Raw genomic sequence first — 19,042 nt, forward strand, 5'->3', positions numbered from 1 at the left:
GGGGTCGGCAAGAGCGCCTGCCGTGTCAAGACGGTGATCGTGACCCCGTCGTGATTGTTCAGCGGGCGGGACCGACAGGCACCGGGGGTCCCTACAGCAGTGACGGCACCTCCGGGGCCGAGACTTCCCGGGCCGCCCGCTCCAGCGCGCTCGCCAGCAGAGCCAAGTCCGTTGGCCCGTTGCCCAGTTCACGGACCGGGCGGCGCGCGGGCGGGTCGCCCATGCGGTGCCACTCCAGCGGGACGACGGTCGGTCGCAGGGTCGCCGTACGCGGGATACGGCCGGTGACCCGGCCGCCCTGGAACGGCGTGACCTGGCCGTCGGGGTGAGCCAGCCGGCCCCGGCCGGGCGCCGGTTCGTCGGGGCCGGGCGCGGGTGCGTCGAGGGTGACGCGCACGGTGGCCCGTCGGGCGGGTTCGGTTTCGGCGGTACGACCGCCCGGTCCGGCGGCGGCCACCAGGTGCACGCCGAGCCGCTCGCCGTCGCGGGCCACCGCCTCCAGCGCGCGCATCACGGACCCGGCCGCCGGCCGGCCCGGGGAGCCCAGCGGGGGCGAGACCAGGGCGTCCAGGTCGTCGACGACCACGACGAGGCGCGGCAGTGGGGGCACGTCGTCGGTCGGACGGCGGGAGGCGGCCGGGCGCAGCCGCAGGGTGGAGCTGGGCGGGGTGTCCAGGTCCCCGGCACCGGCGTTGGGCGCCGAGCGCTGGCTGACCATGCGTCCCGACACCTCACGCCCGGTGTGCCACTCGGTGAAGTCCGAGCGGCCGAGCAGCTCGGCGCGGCGCTTCAGCTCGGCCGTCAGGGACTGGGCGAACTCCCGCATGCGGACGGGGTCGTTGGCGAGGAGGTGCGTGGTGACGTGCGGGATGTCCATGCACAGGTGCAGACCGTCGCCGTGTCCGCTGCCCGCGCCCACGCTGTCCCGGCCGTCCATCAGCACCAGGCTCAGCCGGTCCGGCCGCTCGGCGGCGGCGAGCGAGGCGACGACGGCCCTCAGCAGTTCCGTACGCCCGCTGCCGGGCGGCCCCTCGATCAGCAGATGCGGTCCCTCGGCGACGAGGTCCACGGCAACCGGGCCACGCGGGCCGGCTCCGAGGACGGCGTGCGCGCGGCCGCCGAGTGCGTCGGTGTCGTCGACGGCGTCGGCCCAGCGGGCCATGAGCGAGGCGGGGGTGGCCCGGGCCAGGCCCAACTCGTCCAGCAGGCGGGCGGCTTGGGGGAGCGGGGCGCTGACGCGCGCGTGCCGGGTGCCGGTGGCGGTCGTGTCCGTGCGCAGGGGGGCCAGGGCACGGGCGAAGCGCTCGGCCCAGGCGGGGGAGACGGCGTCGACGGCGCCTACTGTGCCGTGGCCGACGGGGGACCCTGCCACGGTGTCGGTGCCGGCCCGGGCGACTCGCAGCAGGTGGAGGGCCGTCGCCACGTCGCCGCTGAGCAGGGCGACGGCTCCGCAATCGCGGAACGCCGGGGCCGCCGCGCAGGCCGCCTCGTAGGTCTCGGAGACCGGGGAAGCGGGGGAGGCCGGGGCGGTTTCGGCGAGGCAGATGACATGGATGCCGGCCCGCGGGCCTTCCAGGGCCAGCCGTGCGACGGCCTCCCGGAGTCCGGCGCCGCCGGGGTCGCCGTCGACGACGAGGACGGCGTACGGGCCGGGGAACGCGGCGGGGTGGGCGCTGTCGCCGGGCGAGTCGTCGTCGGGGCGGGCCCAGGAGGGGCGGCGGGGTGAGGTGGTCGAGGTGCGGGCCGGCGCCCCGGTGCTCTCGGACTGCCGCTGGTCGGGCACCGCCGGTGCCGATGCGACGGCCCTTCCGGTGGTGCCGCTCCGCTCCATGTGGTGGTCGTCCGGGTGGCGGAGTGGGGTGGTCGTGGTCTGGGTCGGCGGCTCGGTGTCGCCGGGGCGGCCCTGCACCCCCGGTGTCGCCGGGGCGGCCTCCATGAGGTGGTCGTCCAGGCGGCGCAGGAGCTCGTCGGTGCGGGCCGCGGCCTGCTCGCGGTCGTGGGCGAGGAGGAGACGGCAGTCCTGGCCGTGCGCCGGGCGCAGATGCGGCAGCCAGCCGAGCCAGGACCACTCGGCGGTGCGCTCCTCCAGGGAGCGTGCGCGATCCGTGCTGATCAGGACGATTTCCAGGGCGTCGGGCGAGTGCAGCGCGGCAAGCTGGGCCACGACCGCGCGCGCCAGCCCGGCCAGGCGCGGGCGCGGACCGGCCAGGCCCAGGGCACCGGCCTCGCGCAGATCGGCGGTGATCGGCACCGCGGGCAGCAGTCCCGAACCGTCCGGCGCGGCCCGGTCGGCCGTACCGAGCCGTACGGTGAGCGCCTCGGGGTGCCCCGGCCCGCGCTCCCACAGCCGGGGCCCGGGGCCCAGCGCGGTCAGCAGCAGCGCGGCCGGATCCGGCCACGTCTCCGGGGCGTCGACGCGGACGGGCGGCACCACCGCCGCACCGGCCGACTCCTCGTCGTACCCGACACGCCCGGCCGCTTCCTGCTCGCCGCCCCGCCCGCCGGCCAGCCGCCGCGCCCAGGCCGTGAGCCCACCCCGCCTGCGCACGCCCTGCGGGACGTCCGTGCCGCGCAGGGGGGTGCCTTTGCGGCGGCTGGGGGTGCCCGCGGGGGTGTCGGCCGCGCCCACGTCCGGTCGTCCACCGTGCGTCGCGTCACCCGGGGGCGCCGCGTGGGAGTCCTCCCGGCTCTCGATCCGCGGCGGCTTGCCCTGCTCCGGTACGAGGGTCGGCTCTACGGGCGAGTGCTCTCTGGCCGCTGTGCCCGTCTGCTCTGCTTGGGTGTGCTCGTCGTGATCCGGGCGCCTACGCGCCGAGCCTGCGGGGGCAGCGCCCGTCAGCGCCGGTCCTCCCCGCGAGACATCCGGACCCCTACCTTCCACTCCCGCGGAAGCGCCCCCCGGCGCCCCCCATCCCCCGGCAGCCCCGTACGCGTGCCCCGTCTTCCCGGACGGCCCCCCCGTCCCGGAACCCGAAGCCCCGGCCGCGGGCACGCCCCGCTCCGTCAGCCCGACCCGCACGCACCCTTCCCCGTCCGGCGCGGTCCCCACGCGCCGCCCCGGCCCCCCAGCGGGCGCCAGCCGCAGCGTGGACTCCCCGATCCGCAGCAGCGCCCCCGGTGTGAAGCGCGTCGGGCGGGTCCCCACGCGCGTGCCGTCGAGCGTCGTGCCGTTCGTGGAGTCGAGGTCGGCGACCGAGACGTGGCCGTCGGCGCTCAGGGTCACCGCGCAGTGGACGCGGGAGACGTCCGGGTCGTCCAGCGGGACGTCGGCCTCGGCGGAGCGGCCGACGCGGATCTCGCCGCCGTGCAGCAGGTGGACGCCGCCGGCGTCCGGGCCGGCGATCACGTCCAGGCGGGCCGGGGCGTCGTCCAGCTCGGGATGCGGCTCGGGGGCGGCCGGGCCGCCCACCGACAGCACGGCGCCGTCGAGCAGGGGCGGCTCGCCCAGGGTGCAGCGCTGCGGGTCGAGGCGCTCCGCACCGGCGTACAGCACGGCGGTCCCGGCCTGGGTGTCGCCGAAGACCGCCGAGGCCAGCGCCGAGGCCACCGCGGACAGGGCTGTGCCGGCGGGCGCCGTGACCAGCACGTCGCGGCTCGCGGCCCGGCCTCGCGGCTCGGACGGCGGGCCCAGCGGGTCTACGACGGTCAGCCGGATCTGCATCGCCGTCAGCGGTCCCTTCTGCGCGGGCGCGGAGGGTCCCCCACCCCACACGAGCACGTCGGCCAGTACTGCACGCATCCTCGCACCTGTCACTGACAACGCGCCCGCCGCTCCGGAACAAGTGATCTTGATTGGTCGGCTCTGCCCGCAAAAGTGCCTGCCGGGGACGGCCCCGGCGACCGGTTGAGATCGGTCACGCCCGTTTTCGGCAACCTGAGGACCGAGTCGAGCGTCTTTCCATCGAACACGGACGGGAACCCGACCGTGAGCCGCATGAAAGACGACAGCCCGGTACCGAGCCCGGCGGCACTACAGTGGGTCGGACCATGCAAGCAAGCAGCAGGGAGCCATGACGTGCGGCCGGTAGGGAGCAAGTACCTCCTTGAGGAGCCGCTTGGACGCGGCGCCACAGGCACCGTCTGGCGAGCCCGCCAGCGGGAGACCGCGGGGGCCGAGGCGGCCGTGCCCGGTCAGCCCGGTGAGACCGTCGCGATCAAGGTGCTCAAGGAGGAGCTGGCGAGCGACCCCGATGTCGTGATGCGGTTCCTGCGCGAGCGGTCCGTGCTGCTCCGCCTCACCCATCCGAACATCGTCCGGGTCCGCGACCTGGTCGTCGAGGGCGATCTGCTGGCCCTGGTCATGGACCTCGTCGACGGGCCCGACCTGCACCGCTACTTGCGCGAGAACGGCCCCTTCACGCCCGTCGCCGCCGCCCTGCTCACCGCGCAGATCGCCGACGCGCTGGCCGCCAGCCACGCCGACGGCGTAGTGCACCGCGACCTGAAGCCCGCGAACGTCCTGCTCCAGCAGTACGGCGGCGAGATGCACCCGATGCTCACCGACTTCGGCATCGCCCGCCTCGCCGACTCGCCCGGCCTGACCCGCACCCACGAGTTCGTGGGCACGCCCGCGTACGTCGCGCCGGAGTCCGCCGAGGGCCGCCCGCAGACCTCCGCCGTCGACATCTACGGCGCCGGCATCCTGCTGTACGAGCTGGTCACCGGCCGTCCGCCGTTCTCCGGCGGCTCCGCGCTGGAGGTCCTGCACCAGCACCTGAGCGCCGAGCCGCGCCGCCCCTCCACCGTCCCCGAACCGCTGTGGACGGTCATAGAGCGCTGCCTGCGCAAGAACCCCGAGGAAAGGCCCAGCGCCGAGAACCTCGCGCGCGGGCTGCGGGTCGTCGCCGAGGGCATCGGCGTGCACGCGAACTCCGCGCAGATCGCCGCCGCCGAGGGCGTCGCCGCGCTCCTCGCACCCGACCCGGCCCCCGCGCCCGTACCCGGCACGCCCGGCGCGAGCGACCCGACGCAGGTGCTGCCGCACGGCAACCCCGGGTACGACCCGAACGCGGCGACCAGCGTGCTGCCCCACACCGGCGGCCCGGCCGGTGCCGCCGACCCCACCGCCGTACTGCCGAACACCGGACCCGGCGGTGCCGACCCGACCCAGGTGCTGCCCCAGGGACAGCAGCCCGAGCAGCCGCACCCCTGGCAGACCCAGCTGCGCGCCGCGCGCGACCGCAACGAGCAGACGCAGGTCCAGTACCTCGACCCCGACCAGGACCCGCTGCGCCGCCGCCCGCAGCGGCAGGTCGCGCGCCCGCAGCAGCAGCCGCAGCGCCAGCAGCAGCGTCCCCCGCAGGGACCACCGCCCGGCTACGGCCACCCGCAGCAGCAACAGCCGCAGCAGTACGCCCCGCAGCGTCCGCAGCAGCAGCCCCAGCGGTACGCCCCGCCGCCCACGCCCGAGCCGCAGCGGCCGGCGCGTGAGCCGCGACAGCGCAGCGCCAATCCGATGCGGATCCCGGGGCTGGGCTGTCTGAAGGGGTGCCTGTTCACGATCGTCATCCTGTTCGTGGCCGGGTGGCTGATCTGGGAACTGAGCCCGCTGCAGGAGTGGATCGGCACCGGCAAGGGCTACTGGGACCAGCTCACGGACTGGTTCAACACGGTCACCGGGTGGATCGGGGACCTGGGCGGCGACTCCGGAGGTTCTGGGGGCACCGGGGGCACCGGGGGTACGTCCACGCAGTAGCGGGTGTGTTGATTTGTCGACACCTGGCGGGTGATTTCCGCCTCCGCGGTGAAGGTTGGCTCACTAGGCGCGTAGTTTTGTCGACCGGGGGTCCCAGGTTTGTCGGCTGGGGGTCCGGGGGTCATCCCCCGGAATGACGCAGCGGCGACAACACGCGTCTGTAGGAGCAGCCTTGGCACGGAAGATCGGCAGCCGGTACACCGCGAACCAGATCCTGGGGCGGGGCAGCGCCGGCACGGTGTGGCTGGGCGAGGGGCCCGAGGGGTCCGTCGCCATCAAGCTGCTGCGGGAGGACCTCGCATCCGACCAGGAGCTCGTCGGACGCTTCGTCCAGGAGCGGACGGCCCTGCTCGGCCTCGAACACCCGAACGTCGTCTCCGTCCGTGACCTGGTGGTGGACGGCAACGACCTCGCCCTCGTCATGGACCTGGTCCGGGGCACCGACCTGCGCACCCGGCTGGACCGGGAGCGGCGACTGGCGCCCGAGGCGGCGGTCGCGATCGCGGCGGACATCGCGGAGGGCCTGGCGGCGGCGCACGCGGCGGGGGTCGTGCACCGGGACGTGAAGCCGGAGAACGTCCTGCTGGACATGCAGGGCCCGCTCGGACCCGGCGGCTCGCACCGCGCGCTGCTGACGGACTTCGGCATCGCCAAGCTGATCGACTCCCCGCGCCGCACCCGTGCCACGAAGATCATCGGTACGCCGGACTACCTGGCGCCGGAAATCGTGGAGGGCCTCCCGCCCCGGGCCGCGGTGGACATCTACGCGCTGGCGACGGTGCTCTACGAGCTCCTGGCCGGCTTCACGCCGTTCGGCGGCGGCCACCCCGGTGCGGTGCTGCGCCGCCACGTCACGGAGTCGGTCGTACCCCTCCCCGGCATCCCCGAGGAACTGTGGCAGCTGCTGGTGCAGTGCCTGGCGAAGGCGCCGGCGTCGCGGTTGCGGGCGTCCGAGCTGGCGGCGCGGCTGCGGGAGCAGCTGCCGGTACTGCGGGGGATGCCGCCGCTGGACGTGGACGAGCCGGACGCGGAGGCCGAGGAGCCGTCCGAGACGCCTGCGGCCGGGCAGCCCCAGACGCCGGTACGGGTGCGTCGGGGCGCGGTTCCGCTGGTCCCCGGCGCGAAGCCCGACTCGAACCGTGACACCCATACGTCGATGAGGGTCCCGGCGCCGGACGAGCTGGCCGGCGGCGCCCGGGGCACGGCCCGCGCCCCCCGGGCCACCGGCACTCCCCGCCCGGGCTCGGCCCGCCACCGCGCGACCACCCGGCGTCGGCGCCTGATCCTGGCCGGCGTGACAGTCGCCCTGGCCGCGGCCGCGGGTACGGGTGCCTGGTTGGCGACGTCGGGCGAAGAAGCGGCGTCCCCGCAGGACCTGAAGAACACGGCACCGGCGTCCCCCTGACCGCCCACCCGATTACTGTCGGTCAACAACTGAACCCTCACAGCCACCGGCCCAGCCCGCCGCGCGGCCCAGGTCGGTTGCCGCAGCCGTTACGCTGGATGCGTGGCAGTCGTCGATGTATCCGAAGAGCTCAAGTCCCTCTCCTCGACCATGGAGTCGATCGAGGCCGTCCTGGACCTCGACAGGATGAGGGCAGACATCGCCGTGCTCGAGGAGCAGGCGGCCGCGCCGTCCCTGTGGGACAACCCGGACGAGGCGCAGAAGATCACCAGCAAGCTCTCCCACCTCCAGGCCGAGGTCAGGAAGGCGGAGGCGCTGCGCGGGCGGATCGACGATCTCGCGGTGCTGTTCGAGATGGCCGAGGAGGAGGACGACCCGGACACCCGTGCCGAGGCGGAATCCGAGCTCGCCGCCGTCCGCAAGGCCCTCGACGAGATGGAGGTGCGGACGCTTCTCAGCGGTGAGTACGACGCCCGGGAAGCGCTCGTGAACATCCGCGCCGAGGCCGGTGGCGTCGACGCCGCCGACTTCGCCGAGCGGCTCCAGCGGATGTACCTGCGCTGGGCCGAGCAGCACGGCTACAAGACCGAGGTCTACGAGACGTCGTACGCGGAGGAGGCGGGCATCAAGTCCACCACCTTCGCCGTGCAGGTTCCGTACGCCTACGGCACCCTCTCCGTCGAGCAGGGCACGCACCGCCTGGTGCGCATCTCGCCCTTCGACAACCAGGGCCGCCGCCAGACCTCCTTCGCCGGCGTCGAGGTGCTCCCCGTCGTCGAGCAGTCCGACCACGTCGAGATCGACGAGTCGGAGCTGCGTATCGACGTCTACCGGTCCTCCGGCCCCGGCGGCCAGGGCGTCAACACCACCGACTCGGCGGTGCGCATCACGCACCTCCCGACCGGCATCGTCGTCTCCTGCCAGAACGAGCGGTCGCAGATCCAGAACAAGGCCACCGCGATGAACGTCCTCCAGGCCAAGCTGCTGGAGCGGCGCCGCCAGGAGGAGCAGGCCAAGATGGACGCCCTCAAGGGCGACGGCGGCAACTCCTGGGGCAACCAGATGCGTTCGTACGTGCTGCACCCGTACCAGATGGTCAAGGACCTGCGCACCGAGCACGAAGTCGGCAACCCCGAGGCCGTGTTCAACGGTGAGATCGACGGGTTCCTGGAGGCCGGAATTCGCTGGCGCAAGCAGCAGGAGAAGTAACAGAAGCGCTTTGTCGACAAGGCAACTGCCGCCCATCCGGCGGCAGTTGCCTTTTCCGTACCTGGATGTCTGGGTTTTACGTCACACTCACACGCTTCAACCCCCGGCAAAGAACCCTTACCTGGACATCGCGTACGCAACGGCCTTGACGTTGCTTTGAAAAATGGGAAGGGTGAAGCGTGGCATGCGTATCTCTGGGGCGCATGTGAACCGGGGGGCTTCATTACGGCTACTCCCGTCGATCACGGCCCCGAGCGCCGCCTCAATGACGATCAGCTACTGGGGGTAGCAAACACATGACCAACAAGACGCGCATCCGTGTCGCGCGGCTCGCCGCCGGCGCCGTGATCGCGGCCGGCGCCTCGCTGACCGCCGCGGGTGTGGCTTCCGCCGACGAGGGCGAGAACTGCATCGTCCTGGATATCTGCATCTCGCCGAGCCCCACGCAGACGACGCCGACGGTGGAGCCGACTCCGACCCAGACCGAGCCGACGACGCCGCCCACGATCCCGACGGTCGAGCCGACCCAGCCCACGGTCGACCCGACCGACCCCACGATCGAGCCCACCGAGCCGGACGACCCCACCGCGAACCCGACCGAGGACGACCCGGGCAGCGGTAACGGGAATGGCAGCGGGAGCGGAGGCGGTGACAACACCGACCCCGACGGTGGGACCTCCCCGCAGGACGAGGGCTCCTCGTCCCTCACGGACACCGGCACGGAGATCCCGGCGGCCGACACCTCCGCCCAGGGCGGCGGCGACGAGCTCGCCGAGACGGGTGCCGCGCAGACCACGTTCCTGCTGATCGGTGCCGCGACGATGATCGCCGGTGGTGTCGCCTTCCGCGTGCTGCCGCGCGTGATGAGCGGCCGTGGCGGTGCGGCTGCCTGACGGTAGCCGAGCGTAATCGTCGAAGGGCCCGGAGTGACTGCTCCGGGCCCTTCGGCGTAAGTCTGCGGTCGTTACGCGGTCTGGTGCGCGAGGAGTGCGACCGCCGCGATCAGCACCACCAGCAGGGCGATCAGCGTCATGGGGTTGAGAGCCGCGAAGGGGTTCTCCTGCTGCAGCCGCTCGCGGTTGGCCCGGCACACGGGGCAGCGGCCCTCGCTCACGGGCGCGGCACAGTTCGCGCACACCAGTCGGTCGTACGTCATGTGCTCGCCTCCTTGTACCGGTACTCGTTCATCGTGACAACGTCTGGGGGAACGCGAACGTTCCCCTCCACTGTGCCAGGTTCCTCCGGAGGGCGCGCGGGTCGCTCCCAGGGGCGTGCCCCAACCGTCGGGGACAAAAGCGCACAAGCCTTGCACAACCGCGACCCGTGCCTGCGCTTGCGTACCCGCTTCGCGTATGGTCACGCACATCTACCCCCGGCGACCCGTGGTGCATCCGTGATCCGATTCGACAACGTCTCCAAGGTCTACCCCAAGCAGACCCGCCCCGCCCTCAGGGATGTCTCCCTGGAGGTCGAGAAGGGCGAGTTCGTCTTCCTCGTGGGGTCCTCCGGCTCCGGAAAGTCCACCTTCCTGCGGCTGGTCCTCCGCGAGGAGCGGGCCAGCCACGGGCAGGTGCACGTTCTGGGCAAGGACCTCGCCCGGCTCTCCAACTGGAAGGTGCCGCACATGCGGCGGCAGTTGGGGACCGTGTTCCAGGACTTCCGGCTGCTGCCGAACAAGACGGTCGGCGAGAACGTCGCGTTCGCGCAGGAGGTCATCGGCAAGTCGCGCGGCGAGATCCGCAAGTCCGTGCCGCAGGTGCTCGAACTCGTCGGGCTCGGCGGCAAGGAGGACCGGATGCCGGGCGAGCTGTCCGGTGGTGAGCAGCAGCGCGTCGCCATCGCGCGGGCCTTCGTCAACCGGCCCAAGCTGCTGATCGCCGACGAGCCGACCGGAAACCTCGACCCGCAGACCTCCGTCGGCATCATGAAGCTGCTCGACCGGATCAACCGGACCGGTACGACCGTCGTGATGGCCACGCACGACCAGAACATCGTGGACCAGATGCGCAAGCGCGTGATCGAGCTGGAGAAGGGCCGCCTCGTCCGCGACCAGGCCCGCGGCGTCTACGGCTACCAGCACTGAGACAGCAGCGAGATCCCGGAAAGGCTTGAAGCAGACGCCATGCGCGCCCAGTTCGTTCTGTCGGAGATCGGTGTCGGTCTCCGCCGCAATCTGACGATGACCTTCGCGGTCATCGTCTCCGTCGCCCTGTCCCTGGCCCTGTTCGGCGGTTCGCTGCTGATGAGCGACCAGGTGAACACCATGAAGGGCTACTGGTACGACAAGGTCAACGTCTCGATCTTCCTGTGCAACAAGAGCGACGCCGAGTCGGACCCCAACTGCGCCAAGGGTGCGGTCACCGAGGACCAGAAGGGCCAGATCAAGACCGACCTGGAGAAGATGTCGGTCGTCGACACGGTGACGTACGAGTCGCAGGACCAGGCGTACAAGCACTACAAGGAGCAGTTCGGCGACTCCCCGCTGGCCAGCTCGCTCACGCCGGACCAGATGCAGGAGTCGTACCGCATCAAGCTGAAGGACCCGGAGAAGTACCAGGTCATCGCGACCGCCTTCAACGGGCGGGACGGCGTGCAGTCCGTGCAGGACCAGAAGGGCATTCTGGACAACCTCTTCGGGCTGCTGAACGGCATGAACTGGGCGGCGCGCGCGGTGATGGCGCTGATGCTGGTGGTGGCGCTGATGCTGATCGTCAACACCGTGCGGGTCTCGGCGTTCAGCCGACGGCGTGAGACCGGCATCATGCGCCTGGTCGGGGCCTCGGGCTTCTACATCCAGGCGCCGTTCATCATGGAGGCCGCGGTCGCCGGACTGATCGGCGGCACCCTCGCGTGCGGCTTCCTGATGCTCGGGCGGTACTTCATCATCGACAACGGTCTGGCCCTGTCGGAGAAGCTGAATCTGATCAACTTCATTGGCTGGGACGCCGTTCTGACGAAGCTGCCGCTCATCCTCGCGACAAGCCTGCTGATGCCGGCCTTGGCGGCGTTCTTCGCGTTGCGCAAGTACCTGAAGGTGTGACGCATGCCAAGAGGGCCGTACGGTCAACCGCCCGTACGGCCCTTCGCGTTGTCCTAGACTCACCGGCATGTCAGGTCGTGACCTGTTCTGTCAGCCCCGCCGCTTCGGCCGCGGGGCCGCCCTGACATTGGTGTTCGCCAGCGTCCTCGTCGCCGGTGCGGCGACCGGCTCACTGCCGATGGACGAGCGCGCGCCCGCGCCCGGTACGACGCCCTCCGCGGCCCCCGTCGGCAGTCAGCAGGACGTCGCCCGGGCCGCCGCCGAGGCCATGGCCGAGGGCAAGTCCCCCATCGAGGCCGCGCAGCGCGCCGTCAGCCGCAGCGGCAACCGCTGGGACGCCGTCTACTCCCGGGGCGAGTACGAGGAGTTCCAGGAGGCCCTCGACGGCGAGTACACCGGAGTCGGCCTGTCCGCCCGCCGCGAGCGGGACGGACGGATCGAAGTGACCAAGGTGGCCGCCGGTTCGCCCGCCGCCGAGGCGGGGATCCGCGCCGGGGACGGACTGCGCAGCGTCGACGGCCAGAAGGTCGACGGGCGTCCGGTGACCGAGGTGGTCTCCTTACTGCGCGGTGACGCCACCGACGCGGCCGCCGGTACGACCGTCCGCCTCGGTCTGGCGCGCGGCACGCACGCGTGGACCGAGACCCTGCGCCGGGCCCGCCTGTCCACCGACTCCGTGACCGTGCGCACGCTCGCCGACGGCGCCACCGTGATCAGGATCACCGCCTTCACCAAGGGCTCCGGCGAGGTCGTGCGCGATGCCGTACGGCAGGCCCCGGCCGCTTCCGGGATCATCCTCGACCTGCGCGGCAACTCCGGCGGCCTGGTCACCGAGGCCGTCACCGCCGCCTCCGCCTTCCTCGACGGCGGCCTGGTCGCCACCTACGACGTCGACGGCGAGCAGCGCGCCCTGCATGCCGAGCCCGGCGGCGACACCGCGAGACCCCTGGTCGCGCTCGTCGACGGCGGCACGATGAGCGCGGCCGAGCTGCTCACCGGCGCCCTTCAGGACCGCGGCCGCGCGGTCGTCGTGGGCTCCCGCACCTTCGGCAAGGGCTCGGTCCAGATGCCCAGCCGGCTGCCCGACGGCTCCGTCGCCGAGCTCACCGTCGGCCACTACCGCACCCCCTCCGGCCGCGGCGTCGACGGCCACGGCATCGCCCCCGACCTGGAGGCCGGCGAGCAGGCCCTGCGGCGGGCGGAGACCATCCTCGGCGGTCTCGGGCAGTAGCACCCCCGAGGTCGATAATGGCTTCCCGGACACCCCCTTCGTAGTGCGAAAATGGTCGGCACTATGGCTAAGGAAAAAGGGCGCAAGCTGATCGCGCAGAACAAGAAGGCGCGGCACGACTACCACATCCTCGACACCTACGAGGCCGGTCTGGTCCTCACGGGCACCGAGGTGAAGTCGCTGCGCCAGGGCCGGGCCTCGCTGGTCGACGGCTTCGTGCAGCTGGACGGGCACGAGGCGTGGCTGTACAACGTGCACGTGCCGGAGTACAGCCAGGGCACCTGGACCAACCACAGCGCCCGGCGCAAGCGCAAGCTGCTCCTGCACCGCGTGGAGATCGACAAGCTGGAGTCCAAGTCGGGAGAGACGGGCCACACCATCGTGCCGCTCGCCCTGTACTTCAAGGACGGCCGGGCCAAGGTCGAGATCGCGCTGGCCAGGGGCAAGAAGGAGTACGACAAGCGGCAGACCCTGCGCGAGAAGCAGGACCGCCGCGAGGCCGAGCGCGCCATGTCGGCGGTACGGCGCAAGCAGCGGGCGTAACCCTCCGGTCGCCGGGAATACGCTGGCACGTGGCCGTGTTGGTCACGTACGATGGCACCTGCACCCCACAGCGGGCGCAGGGTTTGAACTGTTTTTAATTCAATAGAGCAACATGGGGATGATCGGTTTCGACAGCGGCTGTCGAAGCAGGGGAAGCGTGTCGAGGAAGCGGCCATGATCTCGTAAACCACAGGCCGAAAAAAATAATCGCCAACACCAAGCGCGATTCCTTCGCCCTCGCTGCCTAAGTAGCGACTTGCGAAGTGTCAGCCCGGGGCTGTTCCCGACCCGGATCCTGGCATCAGCTAGGGGACTAAACCTTGATCCCGGTCACGGGGTGAAGAGGGAAACCAAACAGTGACTGAGCCCGTCGGAGACTTGTCCGTGTGATCTCCGGGGCCGAGAAAAGCACAGCGGACTGCACACGGAGAAGCCCTGGTTCCGCACCGTTGGACGCGGGTTCGATTCCCGCCATCTCCACAATCTCCATGTGATGACGGCCCGGTGGTGTTCGACCACCGGGCCGTCGTCGTGTTTATGGGGTCCCGCTCCATATCGAGGGGTCGTTCACCGTTCTACGGTCCCTCCCCATGACGCAGACCAGAGCCGCACACCCCCGTATCGCCGTCCTGGTGACCCTGTTGGTCGCCCTGATCGCCGCCGTCCTCACTCCGGGCCGTGCCGCGGCCGCCTCCCTCCAGGAAGTCACCGGGTTCGGGTCCAACCCCGGGGCGCTGAAGATGTACCGGTATGTGCCCGACGGGTTGCCCGCCGGGCGGCCCGTCGTCGTCGCCCTGCACGGATGCACCCAGAACGCCTCCGGGTACGGCACCGGGAGCGGGTGGACGCAGCTCGCCGACCGGTGGGGGTTCTCCGTCGTACTGCCGCAGCAGCAGAGCGCCAACAACCCCTCGTCCTGCTTCAACTGGTTCCAGACCGGCGACATCGCACGCGGCCAGGGCGAGGCCGCGTCCCTCGCGCAGATGGTCGACCGGCAGCTCACCGACGTCTCCGGGGATCGGGGTCGGGTGTACGTCACCGGCCTGTCCGCCGGTGGTGGGATGACCGCCGTGCTGATGGCGGCGTATCCGGAGAAGTTCGCCGCGGGCGGCGTCGTCGCGGGGCTGCCGTACGGGTGCGCGCAGGCCGCCGGGTCGCCGTACGTGTGCATGTACGTCGGTGCCACACAGACTCCGAAGCAGTGGGGCGACCGGGTGCGCGCCGCGCGGCCCGGGTACGCCGGGCCCTGGCCGACGCTCACCGTCCTGCACGGCACCGCCGACTACACCGTCAAGCCGGTCAACATGACCGACCTGGTGGAACAGTGGACCGACGTGCACGGTGCCGATCAGGCGCCGGACGTCAGTGACATCGTCGCCGGGTATCCGCACCAGGTCTTCCGGGACGCGGGCGGACGGGCGGTCGTCGAGACGTATGCGATCACGGGGATGGGGCACGGGCAGCCCGTCGACCCCGGGAGCGGCGGTGAGCAGTGCGGGACCGCCGGGGCGTACATGCTCGATGTGAACCTGTGCGCCGCGTACCGGCTCGGGCGGGCCTGGGGGCTCGGATAGGGCTCAGGCCGCACGCCGTGCCGTGCTCGCCCGTACCGTGAGGCGGGGCGCGAGCAGCGTCGCCTCCGGTACGGGCGCGCGGTCCAGCTTCCGCATCAGCAGCTCCACCGCCCGCGTACCGATCTCCGTGGCCGGCAGGGCGACGGACGTGACCGGTACGCGCACGGACGCGGCGAGTTCGTCGGGGCAGATGGCGGTGACGGAGAGGTCGCCGGGCACGCGCAGGCCGAGCTGTTCGAAGGCGTCGATCAGGGGTTCCAGCAGGGGCTCGTTGTGCACGACCACCCCGGTCAACGCGGGCTGGTCGCAAAGGAGTCGCTCGGCGACGCGGCGGGCGGCGGCGGGTGCCGGCTCGCAGGGGTGGACGGCGGAGGCCAGCCGGTGCCGGTCGGCGGCGGCCGTGAAGCCCTGGACCACCCGCTGGGCGAACGCCGTCTGCCGCACATACACCTCCGGCGGCGAGCCGACCAGCGCCACCACGCGGTGCCCCAGCCCCGCCAGATACTCCACGCAGGCCTCGCCGGCCGCCTTGAAGTCCAGGTCGATGCAGGTCAGGCCGGCCGGCTCGGCCGGGAAGCCGATCACGACCGACGGGCGGTCCAGGGAGCGCAGCAACGGCAGCCGGGGGTCGTGGAGTTGGACGTCCATCACGATCAGCGCGTCCACCAGGGCCGTGTCCGCGACCCTTCTCAGCCCTTCCTCGCCCTCCTCCTGGGTGAGCAGGAGCACGTCGTGGTCGTGCTGACGGGCACCGGTCACCACCGACACCGCGAACCGCATCACCACCGGGACGTGGATGCCGGCCCGTAACGGCACCATCAGTGCCACCACGTTCGACCTGCTGCCGGCCAGGGCGCGGGCGCCGGCGTGCGGGCGGTAGCCGAGGGCGCGGATGGAGGCCTCGACCCGGCGCCGGGTCTCCTGCGAGATCGGGCGTTTGCCGCTGATCGCGTAGGAGACCGTGCTGGGGGAGACGCCCGCGTGCCGTGCCACGTCCGTGATCTTGACCATCAGTCCAGCTCCAGGGAGAGAGATCCGGTGCTCACCGTCGCCCGCGCCACCCGCTCCCACGTCACCGACGGACACCGTCACCCGCGCGTCGGTGAACTCCACGCGTACCCCTGCGTTGTCGCATCGGTTCGAAGCGTGACGTCGAAGCGCTTCGACGGGCGAAGGTATGTGGGGGCTGCGGGCGCGTCAATGGGGTGCGCGGGAATTGAGCGTGATGAGGAGGGCGAGAGCCGCGGCGGCGATCGGTATGCCGTATCCGGTGACCGCCGACGCCCGCTCCACCGTCCAGCCGCCGAGTGCGCTGCCGCCCGCGATGCCGCCGAGGAGGGCGGTCACGGCGAGGGTCATGCCCTCATTGAGGCGGTCGGCGGGGGTGCGGTCCTGGACGAGCGCCATGGCGGTGACCATCGTCGGTGCGGTCGCCATGCCGGCGAGGAGGAGGGCGGGGGCGAGGGCGAGGAGGGAGGAGGTGACGACGGCGGCGAGGAGGGGGAGGGTCAGCAGGGCCGTCATGGCGGCCACACACCAGGGAAGACGGCGGTCGGCCGGTGCCTTGGGCTTCAGCGTGCCGAAAAGCAGTCCTGCCGCGCAGGAGCCCGCCGCCTGGAGGCCGAGCAGCACGCCCGCCGCCGTGCGGTGGCCCTGCGCGTCCGCGAACGCGATCGTCACCACCTCCGTCGCGCCGAACACCGCGCCCGTGGCCAGGAAGGCCGCGAGCAGCGACGGCATGCCGGGGGAGCGCAGCGGCGCACGGGCCTTCGTGCGGGGCGCGACGGGCGGTTCCGTGGCGCGCTGGGCGGTGAACAGGAACATGCCGGTGAGCAGCAGGACGCCCCCGACCAGCGTGCCCGCCTGGGGGAAGAACGTCCCGCAGAGGAAGGCCGCGAGCACCGGGCCCAGCATGAAGCACAGCTCGTCGGCGGCCTGTTCGAAGGAGTTGGCGGTGTGCAGGGCGTCGGTGTCGCCCTTGAGGAGGTGGGCCCAGCGGGCGCGCGACATGCCGCCGATGTTGGGGGTGGTGGCGGTGGCGGCGTACGCGGCGAAGAGGGTCCAGTCCGGGGCGTCGTAACGCAGACAGAGGAGCAGGGCCAGGCCGCCCAGCGCGGCGAGCACTGTGGCGGGGACGGCGACACGGGCTTGGCCGTGGCGGTCGATGAGGCGGGCGGTCCAGGGGGCGACCAGCGCGGTCGCGGCGAGGCCGGTCGCGGTGACGGCGCCGGCGAGGGCGTACGAGCCGCGGGAACCGGAGATCATCACGACCGCGCTCACGCTGAACATGCCCATGGGGAGGCGGGCGATGAGATTCCCGAGCGTGAAGGCGCGGGTGCCGGGGTGGGTGAACAGGCGTCGGTAGGGGTGGCGTTGGGCGCCGGTGGCGGATTGCGGCATGCGGCAACCGTCGCCCGTGGTCGATCAAGGGGTCCAACACCTTCTCGGTGCCGATTCACGCACCGCCGTTGTAAGTTCCCGTCATGCCCGCACCCGCCCACCTCGACCCCCGTCTGCTGCGCGCCTTCGTCACGGTCGCCGAGGAACTGCACTTCACCCGCGCCGCCACCCGCCTGTACGTCGCCCAGCAGGCACTGAGCAGGGATGTGCGGCGGCTGGAGCGGGAGTTGGGCACCGAGCTGTTCGTCCGGACGACCCGGCAGGTGACGTTGACGGCGGACGGGGAGCGGCTGGTGCCGTACGCCCGTCGGGTGCTCGCCGCGCAGGAGGCACTGCTCGCGGCCTTCGGGCAGGTCAGGCCCCTGCTCGTCGACCTGAACTCACCCGGCCTCGGCACTCCGCGCCGGGTGCTGCACCGGGCCCGCGAACTCGCCCCCGAGCACGAACTGATGGCCCGCTACGAGAGTGGGCTCACCGGCGCGGCGGGGGAGCTGCTGGCTGGGCGGATCGACGCGTCGTTCGGCCGGTTCGCGGGACTGGATCCGGCGCTGCGGCGGCAGTTGGCGCACCGGATCGTCCGTTATGAGCCGATGGCGATCGTGCTGCCGGAGGACCATCCGCTGGCGGCGCTGCGGGAGGTGCCGCTGGCCGCGCTGGCGGGCGAGACCGTGTATGCCGGGGCCGGGAATCCGCGCACGCCGGAGTGGACCGATCTCGCCCGGCGGCTGTTCGAGGGACGGGGCATCGAGATCGCGGCGCCCGCGCCGCTGGCGGTGGGTGTCGAGGAGTTCCAGCGCGTGATGGCCAGGACGCGCTGTCCGGTCCTCGCCGTGGTGGACTTCCCGCCCATGCCGGGAACGGTGGGGCGACGGCTGGTGGACCCCGTTCCGGTGTCGCCGGTGTCGCTGGTGTGGCGGAAAGGGGCGGCGCATCCGGGGCTGGAGGCACTGCGGCGGGCGGCCGACGAGGTCGGCCGGGAGGAGGGGTGGCTGCGGGTGCCGGACGGGGGGTGGATGCCGGAGGCGGACCGGCTTGCGTGCGGCGACTGAGACGCCGACGGCTTCGGGAGCTGCTCTCCGCTCTGTGGCAGACTGCCCCGCGTTGCGCACGTGAACAGAGTGATCGGGGGGACTTCCGGTGAGTAAGCGTCAAGTGCGGGAGATGCTGCGGCTGATGGCGGCGGGAGGGCCGGTCGAGCTCACCAGTCCCATGGCGTCCGTGAAGAAGCTCGCGCGGCTGGCCTTCTTCGCCCAGCAGTTCGGGTACGAGTACGCCGACGCACGGCAGGCCGGGCGGCGGAACAACATGCTGGTGATGCTGATCATGCCTGACCCCAGCCCGGTCGGGCGGGCGCGGGCCGCGCAGAACTGGGCGCAGTATCCGAAGGCCGGCGACGGCGTCTCCCTGCCGCCGGTCGTCCCCGACGCCCTTGAGCTGCTGAAGGCCAGGATCACCTTCGACCTCACCGGCCGGCACTCCGAGAAGCAGCGGCTGGCGTACGCGGCCCTCGCGGTCAGCGTCGGCAGTCTGGTGGTCGGGCTGAAGATCGGCGGCGACAGCGCCTTCCTGGTCGCCGGGCTCATGTGGGGCACCTGCCTGAGTCTGCTCGCCGTCGCCTTCACCATGGGACGTCGGCGCAACGCCAAGTACGCCGCCCGCCTCCAGGCCGCCGGGTTCACGCCGGTGACGGACGAGAACGGACGGCTGCGGTACCTGCCGCCGGGCGCGCGGACGCCGGGCAACCCGTACGCGAGCGGGCCGTACGGTGAGCCGGCGCCGGGGGCGCACGTCCCGCCGCCCGCGCCGGGGCCGCACGTCCCGCCGCCCGCGCCAGGACCGTACGCCCCCCAGCAGCCCCCCTCCCCGCAGCAGAACCCCCACTGGCAGCCGCCGCAGCACTGACGCACCGCTCCACCGGCCGGGGCGACCTCTCATCCCGTCCCCG

At 72.2% G+C, this 19,042-nt stretch carries 15 protein-coding genes and 1 other RNA gene; 12 read left to right on the top strand and 4 right to left on the bottom strand.

All coding sequences use genetic code 11. The features are described from left to right. Positions 1-91 precede the first annotated feature (91 nt). Positions 92-3,661: an FHA domain-containing protein gene (locus tag I2W78_RS24130; RefSeq protein ID WP_196464696.1), complete on the bottom strand. Its 3,570-nt coding sequence runs from the start codon at positions 3,659-3,661 to the stop codon at positions 92-94. A gap of 354 nt (positions 3,662-4,015) precedes the next feature. On the opposite strand from I2W78_RS24130, the gene I2W78_RS24135 reads away from it, so the two are divergent. The 4 genes from I2W78_RS24135 (at position 4,016) to I2W78_RS24150 (ending at position 9,202) form a co-directional block, all read left to right on the top strand. Then, positions 4,016-5,695 carry a serine/threonine-protein kinase gene (locus I2W78_RS24135; RefSeq protein ID WP_196462358.1) on the top strand — a complete coding sequence of 560 codons (1,680 nt, stop codon included), beginning with the start codon at positions 4,016-4,018 and terminating at the stop codon, positions 5,693-5,695. Between the two features lie 172 nt (positions 5,696-5,867). Further along, entirely contained in the window at positions 5,868-7,100 is a 1,233-nt protein-coding gene (locus I2W78_RS24140; RefSeq protein WP_196462359.1) for a serine/threonine-protein kinase, read from the top strand. Positions 7,101-7,202: 102 nt separating this feature from the next. Beyond that, on the top strand, positions 7,203-8,309 hold the full coding sequence (gene prfB / locus I2W78_RS24145; RefSeq protein WP_196462360.1) for a peptide chain release factor 2: 1,107 nt from the start codon (positions 7,203-7,205) through the stop codon (positions 8,307-8,309). Between the two features lie 296 nt (positions 8,310-8,605). Continuing rightward, a complete protein-coding gene (locus tag I2W78_RS24150; protein ID WP_196462361.1) occupies positions 8,606-9,202 on the top strand; it encodes an LPXTG cell wall anchor domain-containing protein in 597 nt (198 codons plus the stop codon). A 71-nt stretch (positions 9,203-9,273) separates the two neighbouring features. On the opposite strand, the gene I2W78_RS24155 is transcribed toward I2W78_RS24150, so the two are convergent. After that, positions 9,274-9,465, bottom strand: coding sequence for a hypothetical protein (locus I2W78_RS24155; protein ID WP_196462362.1), 192 nt, complete (start codon positions 9,463-9,465; stop codon positions 9,274-9,276). A gap of 237 nt (positions 9,466-9,702) precedes the next feature. Here I2W78_RS24155 and ftsE point away from each other — a divergent pair, with 237 nt between their 5' ends. From ftsE to I2W78_RS24185, 6 genes are all read left to right on the top strand, one after another. Continuing rightward, complete coding sequence (gene ftsE, locus I2W78_RS24160) at positions 9,703-10,392, top strand: cell division ATP-binding protein FtsE (RefSeq protein ID WP_129799789.1); 690 nt, start codon at positions 9,703-9,705, stop codon at positions 10,390-10,392. Positions 10,393-10,431: 39 nt separating this feature from the next. Further along, the gene (ftsX, locus tag I2W78_RS24165; RefSeq protein ID WP_196462363.1) at positions 10,432-11,349 is read left to right on the top strand and encodes a permease-like cell division protein FtsX; all 918 of its coding nucleotides are present in this window, start codon (positions 10,432-10,434) and stop codon (positions 11,347-11,349) included. A 67-nt stretch (positions 11,350-11,416) separates the two neighbouring features. Next, positions 11,417-12,580, top strand: coding sequence for a S41 family peptidase (locus I2W78_RS24170; protein WP_196462364.1), 1,164 nt, complete (start codon positions 11,417-11,419; stop codon positions 12,578-12,580). Between the two features lie 63 nt (positions 12,581-12,643). Then, on the top strand, positions 12,644-13,123 hold the full coding sequence (smpB, locus tag I2W78_RS24175; RefSeq protein ID WP_171114154.1) for an SsrA-binding protein SmpB: 480 nt from the start codon (positions 12,644-12,646) through the stop codon (positions 13,121-13,123). Positions 13,124-13,237: 114 nt separating this feature from the next. Next, positions 13,238-13,606, top strand: a transfer-messenger RNA (tmRNA) gene (gene ssrA / locus I2W78_RS24180). A gap of 107 nt (positions 13,607-13,713) precedes the next feature. Next, positions 13,714-14,697 carry an extracellular catalytic domain type 1 short-chain-length polyhydroxyalkanoate depolymerase gene (locus I2W78_RS24185; protein WP_196462365.1) on the top strand — a complete coding sequence of 328 codons (984 nt, stop codon included), beginning with the start codon at positions 13,714-13,716 and terminating at the stop codon, positions 14,695-14,697. A gap of 3 nt (positions 14,698-14,700) precedes the next feature. Here the strand turns inward: I2W78_RS24185 and I2W78_RS24190 are convergent, their stop codons facing one another. Further along, on the bottom strand, positions 14,701-15,708 hold the full coding sequence (locus I2W78_RS24190) for a LacI family DNA-binding transcriptional regulator (RefSeq protein ID WP_196464697.1): 1,008 nt from the start codon (positions 15,706-15,708) through the stop codon (positions 14,701-14,703). Positions 15,709-15,894: 186 nt separating this feature from the next. After that, positions 15,895-17,097: an MFS transporter gene (locus tag I2W78_RS24195; protein ID WP_196462366.1), complete on the bottom strand. Its 1,203-nt coding sequence runs from the start codon at positions 17,095-17,097 to the stop codon at positions 15,895-15,897. 83 nt (positions 17,098-17,180) lie between these two features. On the opposite strand from I2W78_RS24195, the gene I2W78_RS24200 reads away from it, so the two are divergent. Both I2W78_RS24200 and I2W78_RS24205 read left to right on the top strand, forming a co-directional pair. After that, positions 17,181-18,146 carry a LysR family transcriptional regulator gene (locus I2W78_RS24200; RefSeq protein ID WP_196462367.1) on the top strand — a complete coding sequence of 322 codons (966 nt, stop codon included), beginning with the start codon at positions 17,181-17,183 and terminating at the stop codon, positions 18,144-18,146. 88 nt (positions 18,147-18,234) lie between these two features. After that, complete coding sequence (locus I2W78_RS24205; protein ID WP_196462368.1) at positions 18,235-18,999, top strand: hypothetical protein; 765 nt, start codon at positions 18,235-18,237, stop codon at positions 18,997-18,999. Positions 19,000-19,042 lie beyond the last annotated feature (43 nt).

It is taken from the genome of Streptomyces spinoverrucosus, from assembly GCF_015712165.1.
Taxonomy (GTDB): Bacteria; Actinomycetota; Actinomycetes; order Streptomycetales; family Streptomycetaceae; genus Streptomyces; species Streptomyces spinoverrucosus_A.

Bases quoted from the DNA above. Each gene is read 5' to 3' on its own strand.
- I2W78_RS24130 (WP_196464696.1), bottom strand. From the start codon at position 3,661: ATGCAGATCCGGCTGACCGTCGTAGACCCGCTGGGCCCGCCGTCCGAG.
- I2W78_RS24150 (WP_196462361.1), top strand. From the start codon at position 8,606: ATGACCAACAAGACGCGCATCCGTGTCGCGCGGCTCGCCGCCGGCGCC.
- I2W78_RS24155 (WP_196462362.1), bottom strand. From the start codon at position 9,465: ATGACGTACGACCGACTGGTGTGCGCGAACTGTGCCGCGCCCGTGAGC.
- ftsX (WP_196462363.1), top strand. From the start codon at position 10,432: ATGCGCGCCCAGTTCGTTCTGTCGGAGATCGGTGTCGGTCTCCGCCGC.
- I2W78_RS24170 (WP_196462364.1), top strand. From the start codon at position 11,417: ATGTCAGGTCGTGACCTGTTCTGTCAGCCCCGCCGCTTCGGCCGCGGG.
- smpB (WP_171114154.1), top strand. From the start codon at position 12,644: ATGGCTAAGGAAAAAGGGCGCAAGCTGATCGCGCAGAACAAGAAGGCG.
- I2W78_RS24185 (WP_196462365.1), top strand. From the start codon at position 13,714: ATGACGCAGACCAGAGCCGCACACCCCCGTATCGCCGTCCTGGTGACC.
- I2W78_RS24190 (WP_196464697.1), bottom strand. From the start codon at position 15,708: ATGGTCAAGATCACGGACGTGGCACGGCACGCGGGCGTCTCCCCCAGC.
- I2W78_RS24195 (WP_196462366.1), bottom strand. From the start codon at position 17,097: ATGCCGCAATCCGCCACCGGCGCCCAACGCCACCCCTACCGACGCCTG.
- I2W78_RS24200 (WP_196462367.1), top strand. From the start codon at position 17,181: ATGCCCGCACCCGCCCACCTCGACCCCCGTCTGCTGCGCGCCTTCGTC.